This window comes from Streptomyces sp. WI03-4A, assembly GCF_033792105.1.
Classification (GTDB): Bacteria; Actinomycetota; Actinomycetes; order Streptomycetales; family Streptomycetaceae; genus Streptomyces; species Streptomyces collinus_A.
Map to the genome: position 1 here is coordinate 166,778 of NZ_JARAUO010000007.1, position 20,143 is coordinate 186,920.

The 20,143-nt window shown below is 72.1% G+C and carries 14 protein-coding genes; 10 read left to right on the forward strand and 4 right to left on the reverse strand.

The genetic code is table 11. The annotated features are described in order from the left end of the window. Positions 1-25: 25 nt before the first annotated feature. The 3 genes from PV343_RS10870 to PV343_RS10880 all read left to right on the forward strand — a co-directional run bounded on the left by PV343_RS10870 (position 26) and on the right by PV343_RS10880 (position 2,836). A complete protein-coding gene (locus PV343_RS10870; RefSeq protein WP_319146630.1) occupies positions 26-574 on the forward strand; it encodes a flavin reductase family protein in 549 nt (182 codons plus the stop codon). Positions 575-688: 114 nt separating this feature from the next. After that, complete coding sequence (locus PV343_RS10875; protein ID WP_319146631.1) at positions 689-1,981, forward strand: LLM class flavin-dependent oxidoreductase; 1,293 nt, start codon at positions 689-691, stop codon at positions 1,979-1,981. A 90-nt stretch (positions 1,982-2,071) separates the two neighbouring features. Then, entirely contained in the window at positions 2,072-2,836 is a 765-nt protein-coding gene (locus PV343_RS10880; RefSeq protein ID WP_319146632.1) for a thioesterase II family protein, read from the forward strand. 57 nt (positions 2,837-2,893) lie between these two features. Here PV343_RS10880 and PV343_RS10885 read toward each other — a convergent pair whose 3' ends face one another. Both PV343_RS10885 and PV343_RS10890 read right to left on the reverse strand, forming a co-directional pair. After that, entirely contained in the window at positions 2,894-3,676 is a 783-nt protein-coding gene (locus tag PV343_RS10885) for a TetR/AcrR family transcriptional regulator (RefSeq protein ID WP_319146633.1), read from the reverse strand. A 41-nt stretch (positions 3,677-3,717) separates the two neighbouring features. Beyond that, positions 3,718-4,083 carry a hypothetical protein gene (locus tag PV343_RS10890; protein ID WP_319146634.1) on the reverse strand — a complete coding sequence of 122 codons (366 nt, stop codon included), beginning with the start codon at positions 4,081-4,083 and terminating at the stop codon, positions 3,718-3,720. 100 nt (positions 4,084-4,183) lie between these two features. Here PV343_RS10890 and PV343_RS10895 point away from each other — a divergent pair, with 100 nt between their 5' ends. Then, entirely contained in the window at positions 4,184-5,158 is a 975-nt protein-coding gene (locus tag PV343_RS10895) for an ATP-binding cassette domain-containing protein (RefSeq protein ID WP_319146635.1), read from the forward strand. Positions 5,159-5,198: 40 nt separating this feature from the next. Then, a complete protein-coding gene (locus tag PV343_RS10900; RefSeq protein WP_317447765.1) occupies positions 5,199-5,942 on the forward strand; it encodes an ABC transporter permease in 744 nt (247 codons plus the stop codon). 77 nt (positions 5,943-6,019) lie between these two features. Here the strand turns inward: PV343_RS10900 and PV343_RS10905 are convergent, their stop codons facing one another. Continuing rightward, positions 6,020-6,769 carry a TylF/MycF/NovP-related O-methyltransferase gene (locus PV343_RS10905; protein WP_319146636.1) on the reverse strand — a complete coding sequence of 250 codons (750 nt, stop codon included), beginning with the start codon at positions 6,767-6,769 and terminating at the stop codon, positions 6,020-6,022. A 240-nt stretch (positions 6,770-7,009) separates the two neighbouring features. Next, positions 7,010-7,765, reverse strand: coding sequence for a TetR/AcrR family transcriptional regulator (locus tag PV343_RS10910; protein WP_319146637.1), 756 nt, complete (start codon positions 7,763-7,765; stop codon positions 7,010-7,012). 411 nt (positions 7,766-8,176) lie between these two features. On the opposite strand from PV343_RS10910, the gene PV343_RS10915 reads away from it, so the two are divergent. The 5 genes from PV343_RS10915 to PV343_RS10935 all read left to right on the forward strand — a co-directional run bounded on the left by PV343_RS10915 (position 8,177) and on the right by PV343_RS10935 (position 20,140). Then, complete coding sequence (locus PV343_RS10915; RefSeq protein ID WP_319146638.1) at positions 8,177-9,412, forward strand: cytochrome P450; 1,236 nt, start codon at positions 8,177-8,179, stop codon at positions 9,410-9,412. A gap of 16 nt (positions 9,413-9,428) precedes the next feature. Continuing rightward, the gene (locus PV343_RS10920) at positions 9,429-9,623 is read left to right on the forward strand and encodes a ferredoxin (RefSeq protein ID WP_319146639.1); all 195 of its coding nucleotides are present in this window, start codon (positions 9,429-9,431) and stop codon (positions 9,621-9,623) included. A gap of 70 nt (positions 9,624-9,693) precedes the next feature. Next, positions 9,694-10,884 carry a DUF993 family protein gene (locus PV343_RS10925; RefSeq protein ID WP_319146640.1) on the forward strand — a complete coding sequence of 397 codons (1,191 nt, stop codon included), beginning with the start codon at positions 9,694-9,696 and terminating at the stop codon, positions 10,882-10,884. Then, positions 10,881-12,290: an NAD(P)/FAD-dependent oxidoreductase gene (locus tag PV343_RS10930; RefSeq protein ID WP_319146642.1), complete on the forward strand. Its 1,410-nt coding sequence runs from the start codon at positions 10,881-10,883 to the stop codon at positions 12,288-12,290. Before PV343_RS10925 ends, PV343_RS10930 begins: the two co-directional genes overlap by 4 nt. Next, positions 12,287-20,140, forward strand: a complete 7,854-nt coding sequence (locus PV343_RS10935) for a type I polyketide synthase (RefSeq protein ID WP_319146644.1) — start codon at positions 12,287-12,289, stop codon at positions 20,138-20,140. Before PV343_RS10930 ends, PV343_RS10935 begins: the two co-directional genes overlap by 4 nt. Positions 20,141-20,143: the final 3 nt, after the last annotated feature.

Genomic DNA, 20,143 nt, shown 5'->3' on the forward strand with positions numbered 1-20,143 from the left:
GACCGACTGACGGGCGGAGCGACCGATGAGCGTACACACGGAACAGACCAGCGACGGCAGCCGTCTCGAACCGGCGCGACTGCGGCACGTCCTCGGCCACTTCTGCACCGGGATCGCCGTCATCACCGCCCAGGAGGACGGCCTGCCGCCCGTCGGCTTCACCTGCCAGTCGTTCGTCTCGCTGTCCCTGCAGCCGCCGCTGGTCTCGTTCTCGGTGTCCCGCCTCTCCCGGTCCTGGCCGGGCATCCGGCGCGCCGGCCGGTTCTGCGCCAACATCCTCGCCGCCGAACAGCAGCCGCTGTGCGGCCGGTTCGCGGCCACCGACGGCAACCGGTTCGCCGGCGTGGAGTGGTGGCCGAGCCCGGCCACCGGATCGCCCCGCCTCGCCGGTGCGCTCGCGTGGGTCGACTGCACCATCGAGGCGGTGTACCCGGGCGGCGACCACCGGATCGCCGTCGGCCGCGTCCAGGACCTGGGCGTGAGCGCCGGCGAGCCCGATCCGCTGCTGTTCTTCCAGGCCCGGTTCCACCGTGCCGTCCCCACCACCCCTAGCGGCGCGGCACCCGCCCCCTGAACCGTCCGGCCCACCCCCTCAGTGCCCCGCGGGTCGTCCCACCTGCACGGCACCGCGTCCTAGGGTCGGCCTGCGGCTCCCTTGTGCACGGTTCTCGTCCCACGGAGGAAGTTCATGAGATTCGGCCTGATCTACCACCACCAGCTGCCCCGGCCGTGGGCGGAGGACAGCGAGGAGAGGCTGTACAACGAGGCCCTCGAGCAGATCGAGCTGGCCGACCGGCTCGGCCTCGACTACGCGTGGGCGACCGAGCACCACTTCTTCGAGGAGTACTCCCACTCGTCGGCGCCGGAGGTGTTCCTGGCGGCCGCCGCGGCCCGCACCAAGAACATCAGGCTCGCCCACGGGATCGTCCACATGCCTCCCGCCGTCAACCACCCGGCACGCATCGCCGAACGGCTCGGCGTGCTGGACCTGATATCCGGTGGACGACTGGACTTCGGCTCGGGGCAGGGCAGTTCACAGCTGGAGGTCGGCGCCTTCGGCATCGAGCTCAAGGACAAGTACGAGCAGTGGCACGAGGCGCTGGAAGTCGTCGTGCGGATGATGACCGAGACACCGTTCACCGGCCACGAGGGCACCTGGGTGAACATGCCGCCCCGCAACGTGGTGCCCAAGCCCAAGCAGAAGCCGCATCCGCCGCTGTGGCGGGCGTGCACGCGCCGCGACAGCATCCAGGACGCGGCCCGCGAGGGCATGGGCGCGCTGGCCTTCTCCTTCGTCAACCCCGAGGAGGCCAAGGAATGGGTGGACGCCTACTACGGCACCCTCGCCTCGCAGGAGTGCCGGCCGCTCGGCCACGCGGTCAACGCGAACGTGGCCATGGTCCTGCCGTTCATGTGCCACGAGGACGAGGAAGTCGCCCTCGACCGGGGCCTGGAGGCGGCGCACTTCTTCTCGTACTCGCTGATGCACTACTACATGACCGGTGAGCACCGCCCCGGAGTCACCGACATCTGGGCGGAGTTCCAGGCCGCCAAGGAGTCGCTGGGCTTCACCCGCACACCGGCCGCCGCCCCCGCCGAGGGCGACGAGCAGAGCGGGGTCGAGCAGGCGATGATGGACCAGGTCGGCATGTTGCGGCGCGGCATCGGCACGCCGGAGCAGATCCGCGACATCATCCGGCGTTACGAGGCCGTCGGCGTGGACCAGATCATCTTCTCGGTGCAGATCGGCAAGAACAGGCACGAGCACATCATGGAGTCGCTGGAGCTGTTCGCCCGCGAGGTGATGCCGGAGTTCGTGGAGGGCCGCGACCGCAAGGAGGCCGAGAAGGCCGAGCGGCTGAGCGTGCCGATCAAGGAGGCCCTGGGCCGCGTCGAGCACCGCACCGCGGACGTCTCGGAGTTCTCCATCGCACCCGAACTCTCCCTGCCCGACTACCAGGACGACGACGATGACGACTGACTGACCGGCTGACCCACGGGCCGGCCGACCGGCGACGCACGGTCGTGGCCGGCGCGGCTCCATCAGGTTCGTACGACGAAGGGACAGGCAGTGACCGTCGGCACTGGAGAGTGGATCCGGCGCTTCCACCCGGCCCCGCGGGCCGCGGCCCAGCTGGTGTGCCTCGCGCACGCGGGCGGTGCCGCGTCCTACTTCTTCCCCGTCTCCCGGGCGCTGTCTCCCGCCGTGGACGTGCTGGCCGTGCAGTACCCGGGCCGGCAGGAACGCCGCCGTGAGGCGCCGTTCGAGGACGCGGAGCTGCTCGCCGACGCCGTCACCGGGCAGCTCGCGGACCTCACGGACCGGCCCCTCGCGCTGTTCGGCCACAGCCTCGGCGCGACGGTCGCCTTCGAGGTCGCCCGGCGCCTGGAGGCCGCCGGGACCACCCTGTCGGCGTTGTTCGTCTCCGGGCGCACGGCACCGTCCAGGCACCGCGCGCAGTGGGTGCACCTGGGCGACGACGAGCGGCTGCTCGCCGAGATCGTGAAGATGGAGGGCACCGAGCCGGCGATGCTCCAGGACCCCGAGCTGGTCAGGATGATCCTTCCGGCCCTCCGCAGCGACTACAAGGCCGCCGAGACCTACCGGTACCGGCCAGGACCCCCGCTGCGGTGCCCGGTGGTGGCGCTGACCGGGGACGCCGATCCGCAGGTCACCGAGGCCGAGGCGGAGGCGTGGCGGGAGCACACCACCGGGCCCTTCGAACTGAAGGTGTTCCCCGGCGGCCACTTCTACCTCAACCGGCACGCCGGGGACGTCGTCGCGCTCCTGCGGGAGCGGCTGACGGCGACGGCCGGGAACGGGACGCACCCGTAACCGGACGCGGGCCGCATCCGGACGCGCCCGTGACGGGGCGCGCCCGGAGCGTCCGTCCTACCGGTGGCCGTCGGCGGCCTCGCGCCCCCGGGCCCGGACGAGCGCGCCCACGCCGTCCAGGACGCGGTCCAGGCCGAAGGCGAACTCCTCGGCGCTGCCGGTGGGTTCGTCGAGCACCCCGGCGTCGATCACCCGGTTCAGTGCCGGGAACCGGGCCGGGTCCGTCAGGGCGCGCATGAGCCGGCCGTACGAGGCCATCGCGGCCCGCTCGTCCGGCGCCGCGGCGAGGAAGGACTGCCGGACCTCCGCGGTCACCGTCGCCTCGTTGCGGATGTAGCCGCTGAGCAGCATGATCACCGACAGTTTCTCGCCCTCGGGGAGTGCGGTGCCGGCCAGCCGGGCCAGACCCTGCTCCAGCCAGTTGAGCTGATGGGGGGTCACCGGCGGTCCACTGACCGGCACGTGGAGGGCCCAGGTGTGCTCGTCGAGGATCGCGTGCTGTTCGCAGGCCCAGCTCCGCAGGCCCTCGCGCCAGCCGCCGTCCCCCTCGTGCGGGGAGGGCGGGGTGCGGTAGATGGCGTCCACCATGAGCAGCAGCAGGTCCTCCTTGGAGGACACGTAGCGGTACAGGGACATGGGGGAGGCGTCCAGTTCGGCGGCCACCCGGCTCATCGAGACGGCCGCCAGGCCCTCCGCGCCGGCCACCGCCACCGCGGCGTCCACGATGCGCGGCAGGCTGAGGGCGCGTCTGGGTCCCTTGGCCGGCCGTTCGCGCAGGCCCCACACGTCGGCGAGATGGGCGGGCATTCCCTGGCTCGTGCGCCCTTCCAACGTCGTCACCTTCCGTCGCAGTGCGGAATCCGGCCGGGAGGAAATCCGGCCTAGGGGTGGTCGTCGCGGATCAGCCGGGCCGTCCGCAGCTCCGCCAGCCATTTCTGAACAGCCGTCAAGGTCTCCGCCGCGTCTTCCTGCCACATTTCGGCGATTTCGTCGGTGGCGAGATGCGGGTCCCCGCCCCAGCGCTGCAATGCGATCCAGGCGACCGTGAACGGGGGTGGATAGAAGTGCTCCTTCCCCGTCAGCCCGTCGCACAGAACGAGCCAGCCGTCCGGATTCACCGTGACCTCGACACCACGTTCCCGGTACAACGGCACGCCTGCCCTCCAAGTCATCGATCCCTCGCATGCGAACGCCGCCCTGGACGCGAGGAGTTGAGCTTCTTCGCAGTTCAGGACGCGGGTGGACACCGGACTGTGTATGGGATACGCTCAATAGCGTACGGTACACGCAGATCGCCTTCAAGATGCTGCGGACATGCTCTCCGGATGGCGAGGGGTGCAACGGCGAATGATCCACGAAATGGCTATCGAGGCCCGTGGGCTACGGAAATCCTATGGAAAAGTACAGGTGCTCGACGGTGTCGACATAAACGTGCGCAAGGGCAGTGTCTTCGCACTGCTCGGGCCCAACGGGTCCGGAAAGACGACCACGGTCCGCATCCTGTCGACGCTGACTTCCCTGGACGCCGGAGAGGCGAAAGTCGCCGGTTTTGACGTCACCCGGGAGCGCCGAAAAGTCCGGCAGCGGATCACGCTGACGGGGCAGCAGGCGGCGATCGACAAGAACCAGACCGGCGCGGAGAACCTCTACATGATGGCCCGGCTCTCCGGGCTGTCCCGGCAGGAGGCGCACGAGCGCGCGCGGTACCTGCTGGAGCGGTTCGACCTCACGGAGGCGGGCGGCCGCAAACTCAGCACCTACTCGGGCGGCATGGCCCGCCGCCTCGACCTCGCGGCGAGCCTGGTCAGTTCACCGTCGGTGGTGTTCCTCGACGAGCCGACCACCGGTCTCGACCCGCGCAGCCGGCAGGCGCTGTGGGGTGTCGTCGCGGCCCTCGCCGAGGGCGGCCTCACCGTCTTCCTCACCACGCAGTACCTGGAGGAGGCCGACCGGCTCGCGGACCGCATCGCCCTGCTCGACGGCGGCAAGGTGGTCGCCGAGGGCACCCCGGACGAGCTCAAGGAGCGGGTCTCGGGGCAGCGCCTGGACCTCGAACTGACCGACCGCGGCGCCTACGACACCGTGCTCGGACTGCTCGGCGAGCGGACGGTCGCACAGGACCCCGGCCTGCTGACGATCGGCGTGGCCTCGGACGGTTCGGCCCAGCGGGTCCGCGCCCTGCTCGACGAGGTCGACCCCGACGGCGACCGCGTCGCGAAGTTCCACGTCCACAGCGCCACCCTGGACGACGTGTTCCTGGCGCTGACCGGCCGCACCGCGAACGCGGAGGCGGACGAAGCGAAGGAGACCGCCGGTGTCTGAGAGCATCGCGCTGACCGCGAGGCCGCGTTCCGTCGGAACGGTGTCCAGCCTGCTGACGATGATCGGCCGGTGCACCCGCCTGACGAGGCGTGACGTCGACGCGCTGATCATGTCCCTCATGCTGCCGATCATGATGATGGTGCTGTTCGTCTACCTCTTCGGCGGGGCGATCCAGACGGGCGGCGACTACGTCACCTACGTGGCACCCGGTGTGCTCCTGCTGTGCACCGTGTGGGGCGCGGCCCAGACCGGCGTCGGCGTCGCCAACGACATGAGCACCGGCATCGTCGACCGGTTCCGGTCCATGGACGTCAGCGGCGCCGCCATGCTGGGCGGCCACGTCATGGCCAGCATCATCAAGAACATCACCTCGACCTTCGTGGTGATCGGGGTCGCTCTCCTCATCGGTTTCCGCCCCAAGGCCGACACGCTCCAGTGGCTCGCGGCCGCCGGCGTGCTGGTGGCGTTCATCCTCGCGATGTCCTGGCTCGCCGCCGTGGTCGGCCTGCTCACCAAGTCCACGGACGCGGCGGCGAGTTTCGCCTTCGTGATGATGTTCCTGCCGTACATCAGCAGCGCCTTCGTACCGATCAAGACGCTGCCGAGCTGGCTGCAGGGCGTCGCCGAGCACCAGCCGTCCACGGCCATCATCGAGAGCGTCCGCGGCTTCCTGCTCGACCGGCCGGTCGGCGACCACGCCTGGATCGGGCTCGTCTGGTCCGGCGGCATCCTCCTGGTGTCCGTCGTGCTGGCCGGCGTCTTCTTCCAGCGCCGCGCCGACTGACACACCGGCGGCTTCTTCCCCGCACAGCCGAAGGCGGCCTCCACGACGTCACGTCGCGGAGGCCGCCTTCGTACGGCTCAGGACTCCTTGCGCCACCAGACGCCGACGCTGTCGGCCGCCTCGATCTCCTCCTTGATGCCGTGCGCGTCGCGGTACTCGTGCACCGCCGTACGGCACCCCTCCATGTTGTAGTCGTCGATGATGACGAAGCCGCCCGGCGACAGCTTGGGGTAGAGCGCCGAGAGCGAGTCCATCGTCGAGACGTACAGGTCGCCGTCCAGCCGCAGCACGGCCAGCGACTCGATGGGCGCGGCCGGCAGCGTCTCGCTGAACCAGCCCTCCAGGAACTCGACCCGCTCGTCCAGCAGGTCGTACGACTTGAACACCGCCCGGACCGCGTCCGCCGACACACTGAGCACGGTGTTGAGGTTGTGCAGCGCCATCTCCTGGTCCAGCGGGTGGCTGCCCTCGCCCGACTCGGGCACGCCCTCGAAGGAGTCGGCGACCCACACCCGTCGGTCCTCCACCCCGTGCGCCTTGAGGATGGCGCGCATCAGCACGCAGATGCCGCCACGCCAGACACCGGTCTCGATGAGGTCGCCGGGCACGCCGTCCGCGAGGGCGCGTTCGACGCAGTACTGCACGTTGTCGAGGCTCTCGGGGCTCACCATGGTGTGCGCGCTGAACGCGGCCGGCCGGGCCTCGTCCTCCCCGTCCGCCGCGCCCCCGGGACCCGCCGGCCAGGCCGACGGGGTGTCCATCTGAATCCGGTTGGTGAGCACCTTCTTCAGCAGCTCCAGGTAGAGCCCGGTACCGGTGTCGGTCATGTCGCCTCCTGCGGTGACGGTGTCGGTCGCACCGCCAGGCCCCGGCGCCCTCGCGCCCGTCCGGCCGGCGGCCTACGGCGTGCGCGACGGCCGACGCGGCAAAGCGAAAGGCGGCGCACTCGCGGCAGACCGTAGCCACGCGAGGCGCACGGCGGCCCCCCTTCCGCCCCCTAACCAGGGGCGCGCGGCCGGGCGCGGGGAACCGGCGGACCGAGCCGGTGTACCGGCAGGCGGGCGGGCTCAGCCGTGCGGCTGGTCGATCAGCACACCGATGCCGTCGAGGATGCGTTCGAGCCCGAAGACGAACTCGTCGTCCGGACCCGCGGGTTCGTCCAGGACACCGGCGTCGATCACCTTGTTCAGCGCGGGGAAACGGTCGGGACCGACCAGCCGGCGCACGAGCTGCCCGTACGACACCATGGCCGCCAGCTCGTCCGGCGCCTTCGCCATGAACGTCGCCTCGACGTCCGCCGAGACGGTCGCCTCGCTGCGCGTGTAACCGCTCAGCAGCATGATCACGGACAGCTTGTCACCCTCGGACAGCGGAGTGTCGCCCAGACAGTCCAGACCGCGCTCCAGCCAGATGATCTGATTCGGCGTCACCGGCGGACCCGTGATGGGAATGCGCAGCGCCCACGTGTGCTTGCGCAGGATCGTGTGCTGCTCCCAGGCCCACCGCGACAGCCCCGCGCGCCAGCCCTCGTCCGGCGTCTGCGGCGGCGAAGGGGGCGTCTGGTAGATCGCGTCCATCATCAGGACGAGCAGCTCGTCCTTCGAGGCGAGATACCGGTACAGGGCCATGGTCGAGGCGCCCAGATCGGACGCGACGCGGCTCATCGAGACGGCGGACAGGCCCTCCGAGGCGGCGATGGCCACGGCGGCGTCGACGATGCGCTCGAGGCTCAGACCGCGCTTCGGCCCCTTGGTCGGCCTCTCCCGCAGACCCCATGCCTGGCCGAGGTAGCTCGGCAGGGCTGGCTCCCCGCTTGCGTCCATCGACTCACTTCCTTCGCGAGGTCCTGCCCGGGGACAGAACCGGTCGTCCTGCACCTCAGTCTATGCGCTGCCCGTCCGCGACCGAACAGGGCTTCGCCGGCGTACACGCGACGACACCCGCGCTGACCTGTCCAAACGCCCCGGAGCCCGGCCGGCCCCGGGCGCTGCGGCACCCGCGGGCCGCGGCGGTGCGGGCGGCGGACCCCACGGCCCGGCCGGGGAACCGCCCGCCGTACAAGGACCATACGTCACCCCGCGCCGCCCCCGGCAGGCACCGCGTAGGGGCGACCCCAGCGGGCGCCGCCGGACGGCATTAGGGGTTGCCCGGCGACCTTAGGGGGGTCTCCCGGCTCCCCGCCCGACCGGCGCGCGCTTGGATCGAGCCACGATCCCAGAGAGGACATCCAGCCGATGACCGAGAACGCCGAGACCGGCAGTGCCACCGGGGCCCTCCCGGTGTTCCCGCTCGACCGCAGGAAGTGCCCGCTCTCGGTTCCCCGGGAATACGAGGTGATGCGCACGGACGAGCCGGTCGCCAAGGTCGTCAACCGTATGACCGGGAAGCCGGCCTGGGCGCTGACCCGCTACGCGGATGTCCGCCAGGTGCTCGGCGACCCGTCGATGAGCTCCAACGCCCGCAACCCCGGCTACCCGCACCAGTTCCAGGTGCCGGAGGAGATGCTGCCCTACATCGCCTTCCCGTTCGCGGCCATGGACCCGCCGGAGCACACCGTGCGCCGCCGGATGGTGATCCCCGAGTTCACCGCCAAGCGGATCGCCGAACTCAAGCCGCGCACCCAGGCCATCGTCGACGCGCGCATCGACGCCATGCTGGCCAAGGGCGGCCCCGTCGACCTCGTCGCCGAACTCGCCGTCCCCGTGCCCTCGTTGCTGTTCTGCGAGATGCTCGGCGCGGACCCCGAGCACATCGGCTACTTCCGGAACTACGCCGAGACCACCACCGGCCACGACTCCAGCATGGAGGCGGTCGCCGGCGCCATCGCCGAGATGGACGAGTTCCTCGACGAACTGATCACCGAGAAGACCCGGAACCCCGGCGAGGACCTGCTCAGCCGGATCGCCGCCAGACTGCCCGAGGAACCGACCCTCGAACACGACGACCTGGTGGCCATCGCCCGGCTCCTGGTGATCGCCGGCTCCGACACCACCGCGAACATCATCTCGCTGGGCACCCTCACCTTCCTCGAACACCCCGATCAGCTCGACGAAGTACGGCGCGACCCCTCGCTGCTGCCCGGCGCCATCGAGGAACTGCTGCGCTTCCTCAGCATCCTGGACTCGGCGACCGTACGCGTCGCCACCAAGGACATCGAACTGGCGGGCGGCGAGACCGTGCGCGAGGGTGAAGGCGTCCTCGCCCTCAACGGCGCCGCCAACTGGGACCCCACCCGGTACCCGGGCCCGCACCGCTTCGACATCCACCGCGACGCCGAGGGCCACATGGCGTTCAGCTACGGCAACCACATGTGCCCCGGCGCCAACCTCGCCCGGATGCAGCTGGACGTGGTGTTCCGCACGCTGTTCACCCGCATCCCCGGCCTGCGTCTCGCGGCACCCGCCGACGCACTGCCCTACATGTTCGACGCGCACGCGTACGGGCTCCACGAGCTGCCCGTCACCTGGTGACACGGGAGTGAGGACGATGCGGATCTCGGTCGACCGCGAGGCGTGCGTGGGCTCCGGGAACTGCGTCTTCCACGCACCGGGCGTGTTCGACCAGCACCCCGACGGCCGGGTGCTCCGCCTCGTCGAAGAACCCGACGAGGCACTGCGCGCCGCGACGCTGACCGCCGCCGCGAACTGCCCGGTCAACGCCATCTCCGTCAACGACGCATGAGCCGCGCGAGCTCCACGGCGAGCTCCGCCGCTCCACGAGACCTTCCCGGGAACGGGGTTCGGAGCAGAAGATGATCAAGCTTCCCGAGGCGGACGGCACCCTCACCAGCTACGAACCGGACCACACCCCCCAGGTGCGGCCGGCCGACCCCACCCCCTTCCGCACCAGGTCGATGCTGGCGACGGCCCACGTGCTCGCCGACCCGCTGGCCGACAACGAGCCCCTCGGCCCCGTCGGCCCCACCCCGCCGCCGCAGACCCTCGACTGGGATGCCACCCTCGCCTTCCGCCGGCACCTGTGGTCCCACGGCTTCACCCTCTGCGAAGGCATGGACACCGCCCACCGCGGCATGGGCCTCGACTGGCCGATGGCCGCCGAACTCATCCGCCGCTGCGGCGCCGAGGCCAGGGCCGTGGGCGGCCGGATGGCCGCCGCCGTCCTCACCGACCAGATCGAGCCCTTCGAGCCCTGCACCCTCAAGGACGTACAGGCCGCCTACGAGGAGCAGCTCGCCGTCGTCGAGGAGGCCGGCGCCCAGCCGGTCATCATGTGCAGCCCCCACCTCACCGTCGCCGCCCGGGGACACGACGACTTCGCCGAGGTGTACGGCGCCCTCATCCGCCAGTCCAGCAAGCCGGTGATCCTGCACTGGATCACCTCCGAGTGGGACCCCCGCAACACCGAGTACTGGGGCCACGAGGAACCCGAGCCCGCCTACGACGCCCTCCTCGACATCGTCCGCGACCACCCCGGCAAGGTCGACGGCGTCAAGATCGGCCCCGCCGAGCTCGACCGCCAGATCGCCTGGCGCGCCAAGCTGCCCGAGGGGGTGAAGTTCTACACCAGCGACACCACCGACTACGCGCGGATGTTCGTCGGCGACGAACGCGGCCACAGCCACGGCCTCACCCCCGTCATCGATCCCGTGATCCCGCTCGCCGCCCAGGCGTTCCGCGCCCTCGACGACGGCGACGACGCCAAGGCCACCGAACTCCTGCGGTCCACACTGCCGTTGAACCGGCACCTGTTCAGCGGCGAGGGCCGCAGCATCTACTTCTTCCGCACCGGCGTGACCTTCCTCGCCTGGCTGTCCGGGCACGCCCCGCACTTCCGGATGGTGTGGGGCGAGCAGTCCGCGCGCTCCGTGCCGCACCTGGCCACCGCCTACCGGCTGGCCGACCGGGCCGGCGCCTTCCCCGACCCGGAACTCGCCGAACAGCGGATGAAGCTGTTCCTCGCCATCTCGGGGGTCGACCAGTGACCCGCGCGCTCGTCCTCGGCGGCGGCCTCGCCGGCATGCTGGCCGCAGCCGCCCTCGCCGACACCGTCGACCAGGTCGTCGTCCTGGAACGCGACACCTTCCCCGACGCCCCCGAGCCCCGCCGCGGACTGCCGCAGGGCCACCACAGCCACATCCTCATGCGCGGCGGCGTCGAGGCCGTCGACGAACTGCTGCCCGGCACCGTCGACCTGCTCTACGCCGCCGGGGCCAAGAAGCGCGGCCTGCCCCACGGCGCCCTGGCCCGCGGCCCCGAGGGCTGGATGGAACGCATCGACACCGACGCCTACCTGCTGCTGTGCAGCCGCGACCTGCTCGATCACGTCGTCCGCCGCCAGGTGCTGCGCGACGGCCGGGTCACCGTCCGCGAGGGCACCAAGGTGCTCGAACTGACCGGCACCGCCTCCCGGGTGACCGGCGCGCACGTCGAGACCGGCGGCGGTGCGGAGCGGCTGTACGCCGACCTCGTCGTGGACGCCACCGGGCGCGGCTCCAGCGCCCCCGCCTGGCTGACCGCGCTCGGCCTCCCCGAGGTCCGCGAGGACGTCGTCGACGCAGGGATCACCTACGTCAGCCGCTGGTTCGAGGCACCGCCCGGCGCGAAGGACGACTTCCCCGGCGTGATGATCCAGATGACCCCCGGCACCGGCAAGCCCGGCCAGGGTGCCGGACTTCTGCCGATGGAGGAGGGCCGCTGGATCCTCAGCCTGTTCGGGAGCCGGGGCGGCGAACCCCCCAACGACGAGGAGGGTTTCGCACGGTTCGCCGGCGAACGCCACCACCCGATCATCGCCGACCTCATCGCCCAGGCCACCCCGGCGGGACCGATCCGCACCTACCGCAACATCCCCGACCGCAGGCGCCGCTACGAGAAGCTCGCCCTGCCCGAGGGCTTCGTCGTCATCGGCGACGCCGCCTCCGCGCTCAACCCCGTGCACGGCACCGGCATGTCCGTGGCCGCCCAGTGCGCACGCCTCCTGCGCGACGAACTGGCCGACGGCGGCCTGCGGCCCCGACTGGCCCGCCGCGTACAGGCCGGCATCGCCCGGATCAACGGCGGCGCCTGGCGGCTGGCCACCAACACCGACCAGGGCCTGCCCGACGTCCGCGCCAACGTCCGCCTCCAGGGCGGCGCCCTCGCCGACCGCATGGCGGCCCGCGTCGCCCGCACCGGCTGTCGCGACCGGGACGTCATCAACGCCGTGTTCGGCGTGGCCTCCCTGGTCAAACCGATGACCGCGATGATGTCCCCGGCCTTCCTGCTGGCCGTGCTGCGCGGCCCGCGCAAACCCGCGCTGACCGCCGAACAGGCCATCGCCCAGTTCCCGGAGTTCGGCGACCTGCTCCCGTACGGCGCGTCGGACCGGCCCACCCGCAACCCGGCATGAGCACCCGGCACACCGAACCGGCCGGAGCCCCGCCGGTGGTCCCCTGGGTGCTGTCCGGCCGCGGACCGCAGGCTCTGAGCGCACAGGCCGCCCGCCTCGCGGCCCACGTCACGGACGGCACCGGCACCGGGAGCCCGGTCGACATCGGCCACTCCCTGCTGACCACACGCGCGCGGCTCGGACACCGCGCCGTGGTCCTCGGCCAGGACGGTCCCGAACTCCTCGCGGGACTGCGCCTGCTGGCCACCGGCGAACGCACCGACGACGGCACGGCCGTCGCGGTGTCCGGCACGGCACTTCCGGACCCCCGGGTGGCGTTCGTGTACCCCGGCCAGGGCTCCCAGTGGCGCGGCATGGCGCATGAACTCCTGGACACCGCACCGGCGTTCGCGGACCGCGTCGCCGATTGCTCCGCGGCCCTCGACTCCTTGGTGGACTGGGACCCCGCCGCCGTGCTCCGCGACCTGGAGTCCCCCCTGTGGGACCGCGTCGACGTGGTGCAGCCGCTGCTGTGGGCGGTCATGGTGTCGCTGACCGCGCTCTGGGAGTCGTACGGCGTACGGCCCGCCGCCGTCGTCGGCCACTCGCAGGGCGAGATCGCCGCCGCCTGCGTGGCCGGCGCGCTGTCCCTCCAGGACGGTGCCCGGGTCGTGGCCCTGCGCAGCCGGCTCATCCGCGCCGAACTCGCCGGCCTCGGCGGAATGCTCTCCGTTCCGCTCTCCCGGACCGACACCGCACCGCGCCTGGAACCCTGGGCGGGCCGCCTCCAGCTGGCCGCCGTGAACGGACCCTCGTCCGTCGTGGTGTGCGGCGAGACCGGCGCCCTGGACGAACTGTTCGCGGAACTGACCGCCGAGGAGATCCAGGCACGCAGGATCGCGGTGGACTACGCCTCCCACTCCCACTACGTCGAGACCCTGCGCGACGCCCTCCTGGAGGCATTGGCCCCGGTACGGCCCCGGAGCGCGGACATCGCGTTCTACTCCACGCTCACCGGCGGCCCCCTGGACACGGCCGAACTGACCGCGGACTACTGGTACCGCAACCTGCGCGGCACCGTACGCTTCGCCGACGCCACCCAGGCCCTCCTGGCCGACGGCTTCCGCGTCTTCGTGGAGTCCAGCGCCCACCCCGTGCTCACCAGCGCCGTCCAGGACAGCTGCGAAGCCGCCGGCGTCGACGCGGCCACCCTCGGCTCACTGCGACGGGACGCGGGCGGCCTCGACCGCTTCGCCCTGTCGCTGGCCCAGGCCCACGTTCGGGGCGTTCCGGTGGACTGGACCCCCTTTCTGCCGGACGCCCGGACCGTCGACCTCCCGACCTACGCCTTCCAGCGCAAGCGCTACTGGAAGGACCCGGCCGCCACCGTGGCGCACCGCGGCGTCGCCGGGCAACGCGGCATCGACCACCCCCTGCTGTCGGCCGCCGTGGCACCGGCACGCGCCGGCGGGACCCTGCTCACCGGCCGGCTCTCCACCCAGGCCCAGCCGTGGCTCGCCGACCACCAGGTCTTCGGCACGACCGTCGTCCCCGGCGCGGCCCTCGTCGAACTCGCCCTGCGCGCCGGTGAACAGCTCGACCGTCCCGTCCTCGGCCAACTGACCCTGCGCACCCCGCTGGTCCTGCCCGAGCAGGGCGGCGTGGCCGTCCAGGTCTTCGTCGAACCACCCGACGCGTCCGGCCACCGGCCCTTCACCGTGCACTCCGGCGTCACCGAGGACGCGGGACCCTGGACCCTGCACGCGGAAGGCACGCTCACCGACCAGGCCGACCCGCCGGAGCGGTTCGACTTCGCCGCATGGCCCCCGCCCGGAGCCACCGCGGTGGACGTCACCGACGCCTACACCGATCTGGCCGCCCAGGGATACGGCTACGGACCGGCCTTCCAGGGCGTCACGGCGATGTGGCGGCGCGGCGACGAGACCTTCGCGGAGGCCCAACTCCCCGATGGGCTGCGGACGGAGGCCGAGCGCTACCTGCTGCACCCCGCTCTGCTGGACGCCTGTCTGCACCCCGGCGCACTCGCCGGACCCGACGCGCCCGCCCGGCTCCCCTTCGAGTGGACCGACCTGCGCCTGCACGCGGTGGGCGCGGGCGCATTGCGGATCCGGATCGCTGCGGGCCCCGACGGCGGTGAACGGCTCGACGCCGCCGACCCGACCGGAAGCCTCGTTCTGTCCCTGGCCGGCCTGTCGGCACTGCCGGTGTCGCCCGACCAACTGACGTCCGTGCGAAGCGCGTCGACCGTTCAGCCGCTGGGCCTGGAGTGGGTCCCGCTGGTGGCGGGTGGTTCAGGCGGGCTGGAGGCGGGCATCCCCGACCTAGACACCGCACGCGCCGCCTTGGACGAGGCAGCGACCGTGCCCGGCGCGGTCGTCTGGGCGGTCGACCGGCCGGACCGGGCGGTGCCCGTGCCAAAGGCCGCCCGTCAGGCGGCACACGGCGCGCTGACGGTGGTCCAGGACTGGCTCGCCGACGAGCGCTTCGCCGCGTCCAAACTGGTCGTGCTGACCCGGCGAGCGGTGTCGGCCACAGGCGACACGCACCCGGCCGACGTGGTGCTCGCCCCCCTGCGGGGGCTGGTCCGCGCGGCCGTCGTGGAGAACCCGGACCGGTTCGTCCTGGTCGACACCGACGACCACCCCGACTCGGCCCGAGCCCTCGCCGCGGCCGTCGCCTGCGGCGAGCCGGAACCGGTCCTGCGGAGCGGCACGGTCCTGGCCCCCAGACTGACGAAGGCACCGCTGGTCCCCGGGGACACCCGCACCATCGACCCCGAGGGCACGGTGCTCGTCACCGGTGGTACCGGTGGTCTGGGTGGGCTGGTGGCGCGGCACCTGGTGACAAAACACGGTGTGCGACGGCTGGTGTTGGTGAGCCGCCGAGGCGGGCAGGCGCCGGGTGCGGGGGAGTTGGTGGCCGAGCTGGAGGGGCTCGGAGCCGAGGTGGTGGTGGCGTCCTGCGACGTGTCGGACCGGAAGTCGCTGGCCGCGGTGTTGGACGGCATTCCTGCTGAGCATCCGTTGACGGGTGTGGTGCACACGGCCGGGGTGCTCGACGACGGTGTGGTGGCGTCGCTGAGCGCGGAGCGGCTGGACGCGGTCCTGGGCGCCAAGGCGGACGCCGCCTGGCACCTGCACGAGCTGACCGCGGACCATGACCTGGCCCTGTTCTGCCTGTTCTCCTCGGCGGCGGGCATGGTCGCGCCGGGCGGGCAGGGCAACTACGCGGCCGCCAACACGTTCCTCGACGCCCTTGCCGGACACCGCAGGGCCGAGGGCATGCCGGGGCAGTCCTGTGTCTGGGGCATGTGGTCGCTGGACACCGGCATGACCGGCCACCTCGACGAGACCGCCCTGCGCCGCCTGCGCCGACAGGGGTTCGGCGCGCTGTCGGAGGCCGACGGCCTGGCGTTGTTCGACGCGGCCCTCGCGACCGACGCCACGGTGCCGGTCCTGATCGACCTGGAGCTGCCCGGCCTGCGCACACGCGCCGCGTCCGGCACCCTGCCCGCCGTGTTGAGCGCCCTGGTCAGGACCCCGCGCCGGCAGGCGGGCGGGGCGGCCACCGGTGCCTCGCTCGCCGATCGCCTCGCCCGGCTCACGGACGAGCAGCGCCGGCCGATGCTGCTCGAACTCGTACGCCGCGAGACAGCCGACGTCCTCGGCCACGCGTCGGTCGACGGAGTCGCGCACGACCGCGCGTTCAAGGAACTCGGCTTCGACTCCCTGACCGCTGTGGAGCTGCGGAACCGGCTGAACGCCGTGACCGGCCTGCGGCTGCCCGCGACCCTGGTGTTCGACCACCCGACGGCCACCGCGGTCGCCGAGCACCTCCACGCACTCCTGCTGGGCGCGACGAACCGGCGCGCACCGGCCGCGCCCGCCGCCCGGACCGATGAGGAGCCGGTGGCGATCATCGCGATGGCCTGCCGCTTCCCTGGCGGGGTTTCCTCGCCTGAAGAGCTGTGGCGGCTGGTGGAGTCCGGGGTGGACGCGGTGTCGGACTTCCCGGCGAACCGGGGCTGGGACGTGGACGGGCTCTACGACCCCGAGCCCGGCACACCCGCACGGACGTATGCGCGGTCCGGTGGATTCCTGCATGACGCCGGGGAGTTCGACGCGGACTTCTTCGGCATCAGCCCGAACGAGGCCCTTGCCATGGACCCGCAGCAGAGGCTGCTGCTGGAGACCTCCTGGGAGGCGTTCGAGCGCGCCGGTATCGACCCCGCCATGCTGCGCGGCAGCGCCACCGGCGTCTTCGCGGGCCTGATGTACCACGACTACGCCAACAGCTCGGCCGCCGGCGCTATCGCCTCCGGCCGGGTGGCGTACACGTTCGGTCTGGAGGGCCCGGCGGTCACCGTCGACACGGCGTGTTCGTCGTCGCTGGTGGCGCTGCACCTTGCGGCCCAGGCCCTGCGCAACGGCGAGTGCGCGCTCGCACTGGCCGGGGGCGCCACCGTGATGGCCACCCCCGAAGTGCTGCTGGAGTTCAGCAGGCAGCGGGGTCTCTCACCGGACGGCCGCTGCCGCTCGTTCGCCGCCACGGCGGACGGGACCGGGTTCTCCGAAGGCGCCGGCGTTCTGCTGGTGGAGCGGTTGTCGGACGCCCGTCGTCTGGGGCATCCGGTGTTGGCGGTGGTGCGTGGTTCGGCGGTGAATCAGGACGGTGCGTCGAATGGTCTGACGGCGCCGAACGGTCCTTCGCAGGAGCGGGTGATCGGGCAGGCGTTGGCGGCGGCCGGGTTGTCGCCCGTGGATGTGGATGTGGTGGAGGGGCACGGGACCGGGACGACTCTGGGTGACCCGATCGAGGCGCAGGCGTTGTTGGCGACGTATGGGCAGGGGCGGCCGGAGGGTCGGCCGTTGTGGCTGGGGTCGATCAAGTCGAACATCGGTCATACGCAGGCTGCTGCGGGTGTGGCTGGGATCATGAAGATGGTTCTGGCGATGCGGCATGGTGTGTTGCCTCGGACGTTGCATGTGGATGAGCCGTCGGGTGAGGTGGACTGGTCGGCCGGTGCGGTGGAGTTGTTGGCGGAGGCTCGGGAGTGGGCGGCGGTCGAGGGGCGTCCGCGTCGGGCGGCGGTGTCGTCGTTCGGGATCAGCGGGACCAACGCCCATGTGATCGTCGAGGAGCCGCCTGAGTTCTTGGCGGCGCCTGCCCCGGACGACGTGCAGCCGGTCGCGTGGGTGGTGTCCGGTAAGACTCCCGAGGCCCTGGTCGCGTCCGTCGGTCGACTCAGGGCGTACGTGTCGGGGCCAGAGGCGCCGCGTCCGGCGGATGTGGCCTGGTCGCTCGGCGCGCGTCCGCAGTTCGGGCACCGGGTCGTGGTGGTCGGGGCGGATCGTGAGGAGTTGCTGCGGGGGCTGAGCGATGTCCGCGCGGTGACGCCGATTCCGGGCAAGCTCGCTTACCTCTTCACCGGGCAAGGAGCTCAGCGGCTCGGGATGGGGCGTGAACTGGCCGCCCGCTTCCCGGTGTTCGCCTCGGCCTTCGATGAGGTGGTCGCGGCCCTGGACATCCATCTGGAACGGCCGTTGCGTGAGGTCGTGTGGGGTGAGGATGCGGACCTGGTGCGGCGGACGGGCTGGGCGCAGCCGGGGCTGTTCGCCGTCGAGGTCGCCCTCTTCCGCCTGTTGGAGTCGGCGGGTCTGAAGCCCGACTTCGTGGCCGGGCATTCCATCGGCGAGCTGGCCGCCGCCCACGTCGCCGGTGTCCTCTCACTGGCCGACGCGGCGCAACTGGTGTCCGCACGAGCTCGGTTGATGCAGTCACTGCCCGAAGGTGGTGCGATGGCCTCCGTCCGGGCCGAGGAATCCGTGGTGCGAGCGGCGCTGGTGGACGGCGTAGAGATCGCGGCCGTCAACGGACCCCGGTCCGTGGTGATATCCGGCGCCGAGGAAGCAGTGACCGGGGTGATGGACAAGCTGCGGGGCCACAAGCTCACCCGCCTCCGCGTCAGCCACGCCTTCCATTCCCCGCTGATGGAGCCGATGCTGTCCGACTTCACGGACGTGGCCTCGAAGCTGTCGTACGACGTACCGCGCATCTCCCTGGTCTCCACCCTGACCGGCGAGACGGCGACCGATGAACTGCGCGACCCCCGTTACTGGGTCCGCCAGGTCCGTGAGCCCGTCCGGTTCGCCGACGCGGTCGCCGCGTTGACGGCGCGGGGTGCGACCGAGTTCGTGGAGATAGGCCCCGACAACGTCCTCGCCGCCATGGCCGAGGACACCCTCCCCGCCGAGGCACACGCCGTGGCCACCCAGCGCCGGGACCGCGACGAGGCCCGCACACTCCTCACCGCCCTCGGCGAACTGCACGTACGGGGCACCGACGTCGACTTCGCCGCCCTCCACCCCGGACGGCATGTGGACGACCTCCCCACCTACCCCTTCCAGCGCGACCACTACTGGCTGTCGGCGCCGGGGGGCGCGGACGTCGTGGGGAGCGGGCAGACCGCGACCGGGCATCCGCTGCTCACGGCCAAGGTGGCGGTACCCGGCACGGGGCTCGTCGTACTGACGGGGCGGCTGAACGCGGCCGAGCACGACTGGACGGGCGACCACGACCTGCACGGGCGGCTGATGTTCCCGGCAGCGGGATTCGTCGAGTTGGCGTTGGCCGCCGGGCGCGAGACGGGTTGCGGTCTGGTCGCCGAACTGGACGTCGAGGAGCCGCTGTTCCTCGACGAGGGCCCGGTGACCGTCCACGTGGTCGTCGGTGCGGAGGACTCGGCCTCCGGTGCCAGGCCGGTGAGCGTCCACAGCCGCGGCGGCGAGGACACGCCGTGGACCCGGCACGCGCACGGCACGCTGGAACCGCTCGACCTCCCGCCGGCGGATGTGTCCGGGCCCTGGCCCCCCGTCGGCGCCACCCGCCTCGACGTGCGCGAGAGGTACGAGGAGCTGCTGTCCGCCGGGTACGGGTACGGCCCGCTGTTCCAGGCCGTCACGGCGGCCTGGCGGCACGGCGAGGAGTCGTACGCGGAGGTCGCCCTGCCCGCGGAGGCGGGCGGCGGGGACTTCGTGCTCCACCCGGCCCTGCTCGACGCGGTACTCCACCTCGACCGGGCGGTGGACGAGGTCACCCAGCCCGTGGAGTGGCGGGAGGTCTCCCTCGGAACCGCCGGTGCGCGGACGCTACGGGTGCGGATCACACCGGGCGACGCCGGTGCCACCGTGACGGTCACCGACGACAAGGGGCGGCCCGTGCTGTCCGTCGCGGGCGTCGGGAACCGTACGGTCCCCGTGCCCCGCCGCCCGGCGGAGGGGAGCGTGCCCGCCCGGACACGGCCGTCCGTCAGACAGGCTGCACTCGTGGAGGGGCTGCGCGAGCGGCTGGCCGGGCTGCCGGAGGGCGGCCGCGCCGACCTGCTGCTGGAGCTCGTCCGGGGGCACGTGGCGGCGATCCTCGGGCACGGGTCGTGGCAGGACGTGGCACCGGACCGGCCGTTCCAGGACCTCGGGTTCGACTCGCTGGCCGCCGTCGAGCTGCGCAAGGCGCTCAGCGCGGCCTGCGGACGCTGGCTGCCGCCCACGCTGGTCTTCGACCACCCGACCGCGCGGGAACTCGCCGACCACCTCGGCGAGCAGCTCGCCGGCACCACGGACCCGGCGGACCCGGTCCTTGGCGAGGTCGACCGGCTCGCGGCCCTGCTCACAGGAGCCGAGCTGGAGCCGGCCGCGGTCCAGCGGGTCACGGGGCGGCTCGAAGCGCTGCTGCGCGAGTGGCGGGACGCCACCGACGCGTCGGGCCCCGCGGCCACCGATCCCGACAAGGACGATCTCACGTCCGCTTCCGACGACGAACTGTTCGCCATGCTCGACAACCTGCAGAGCTGAAGG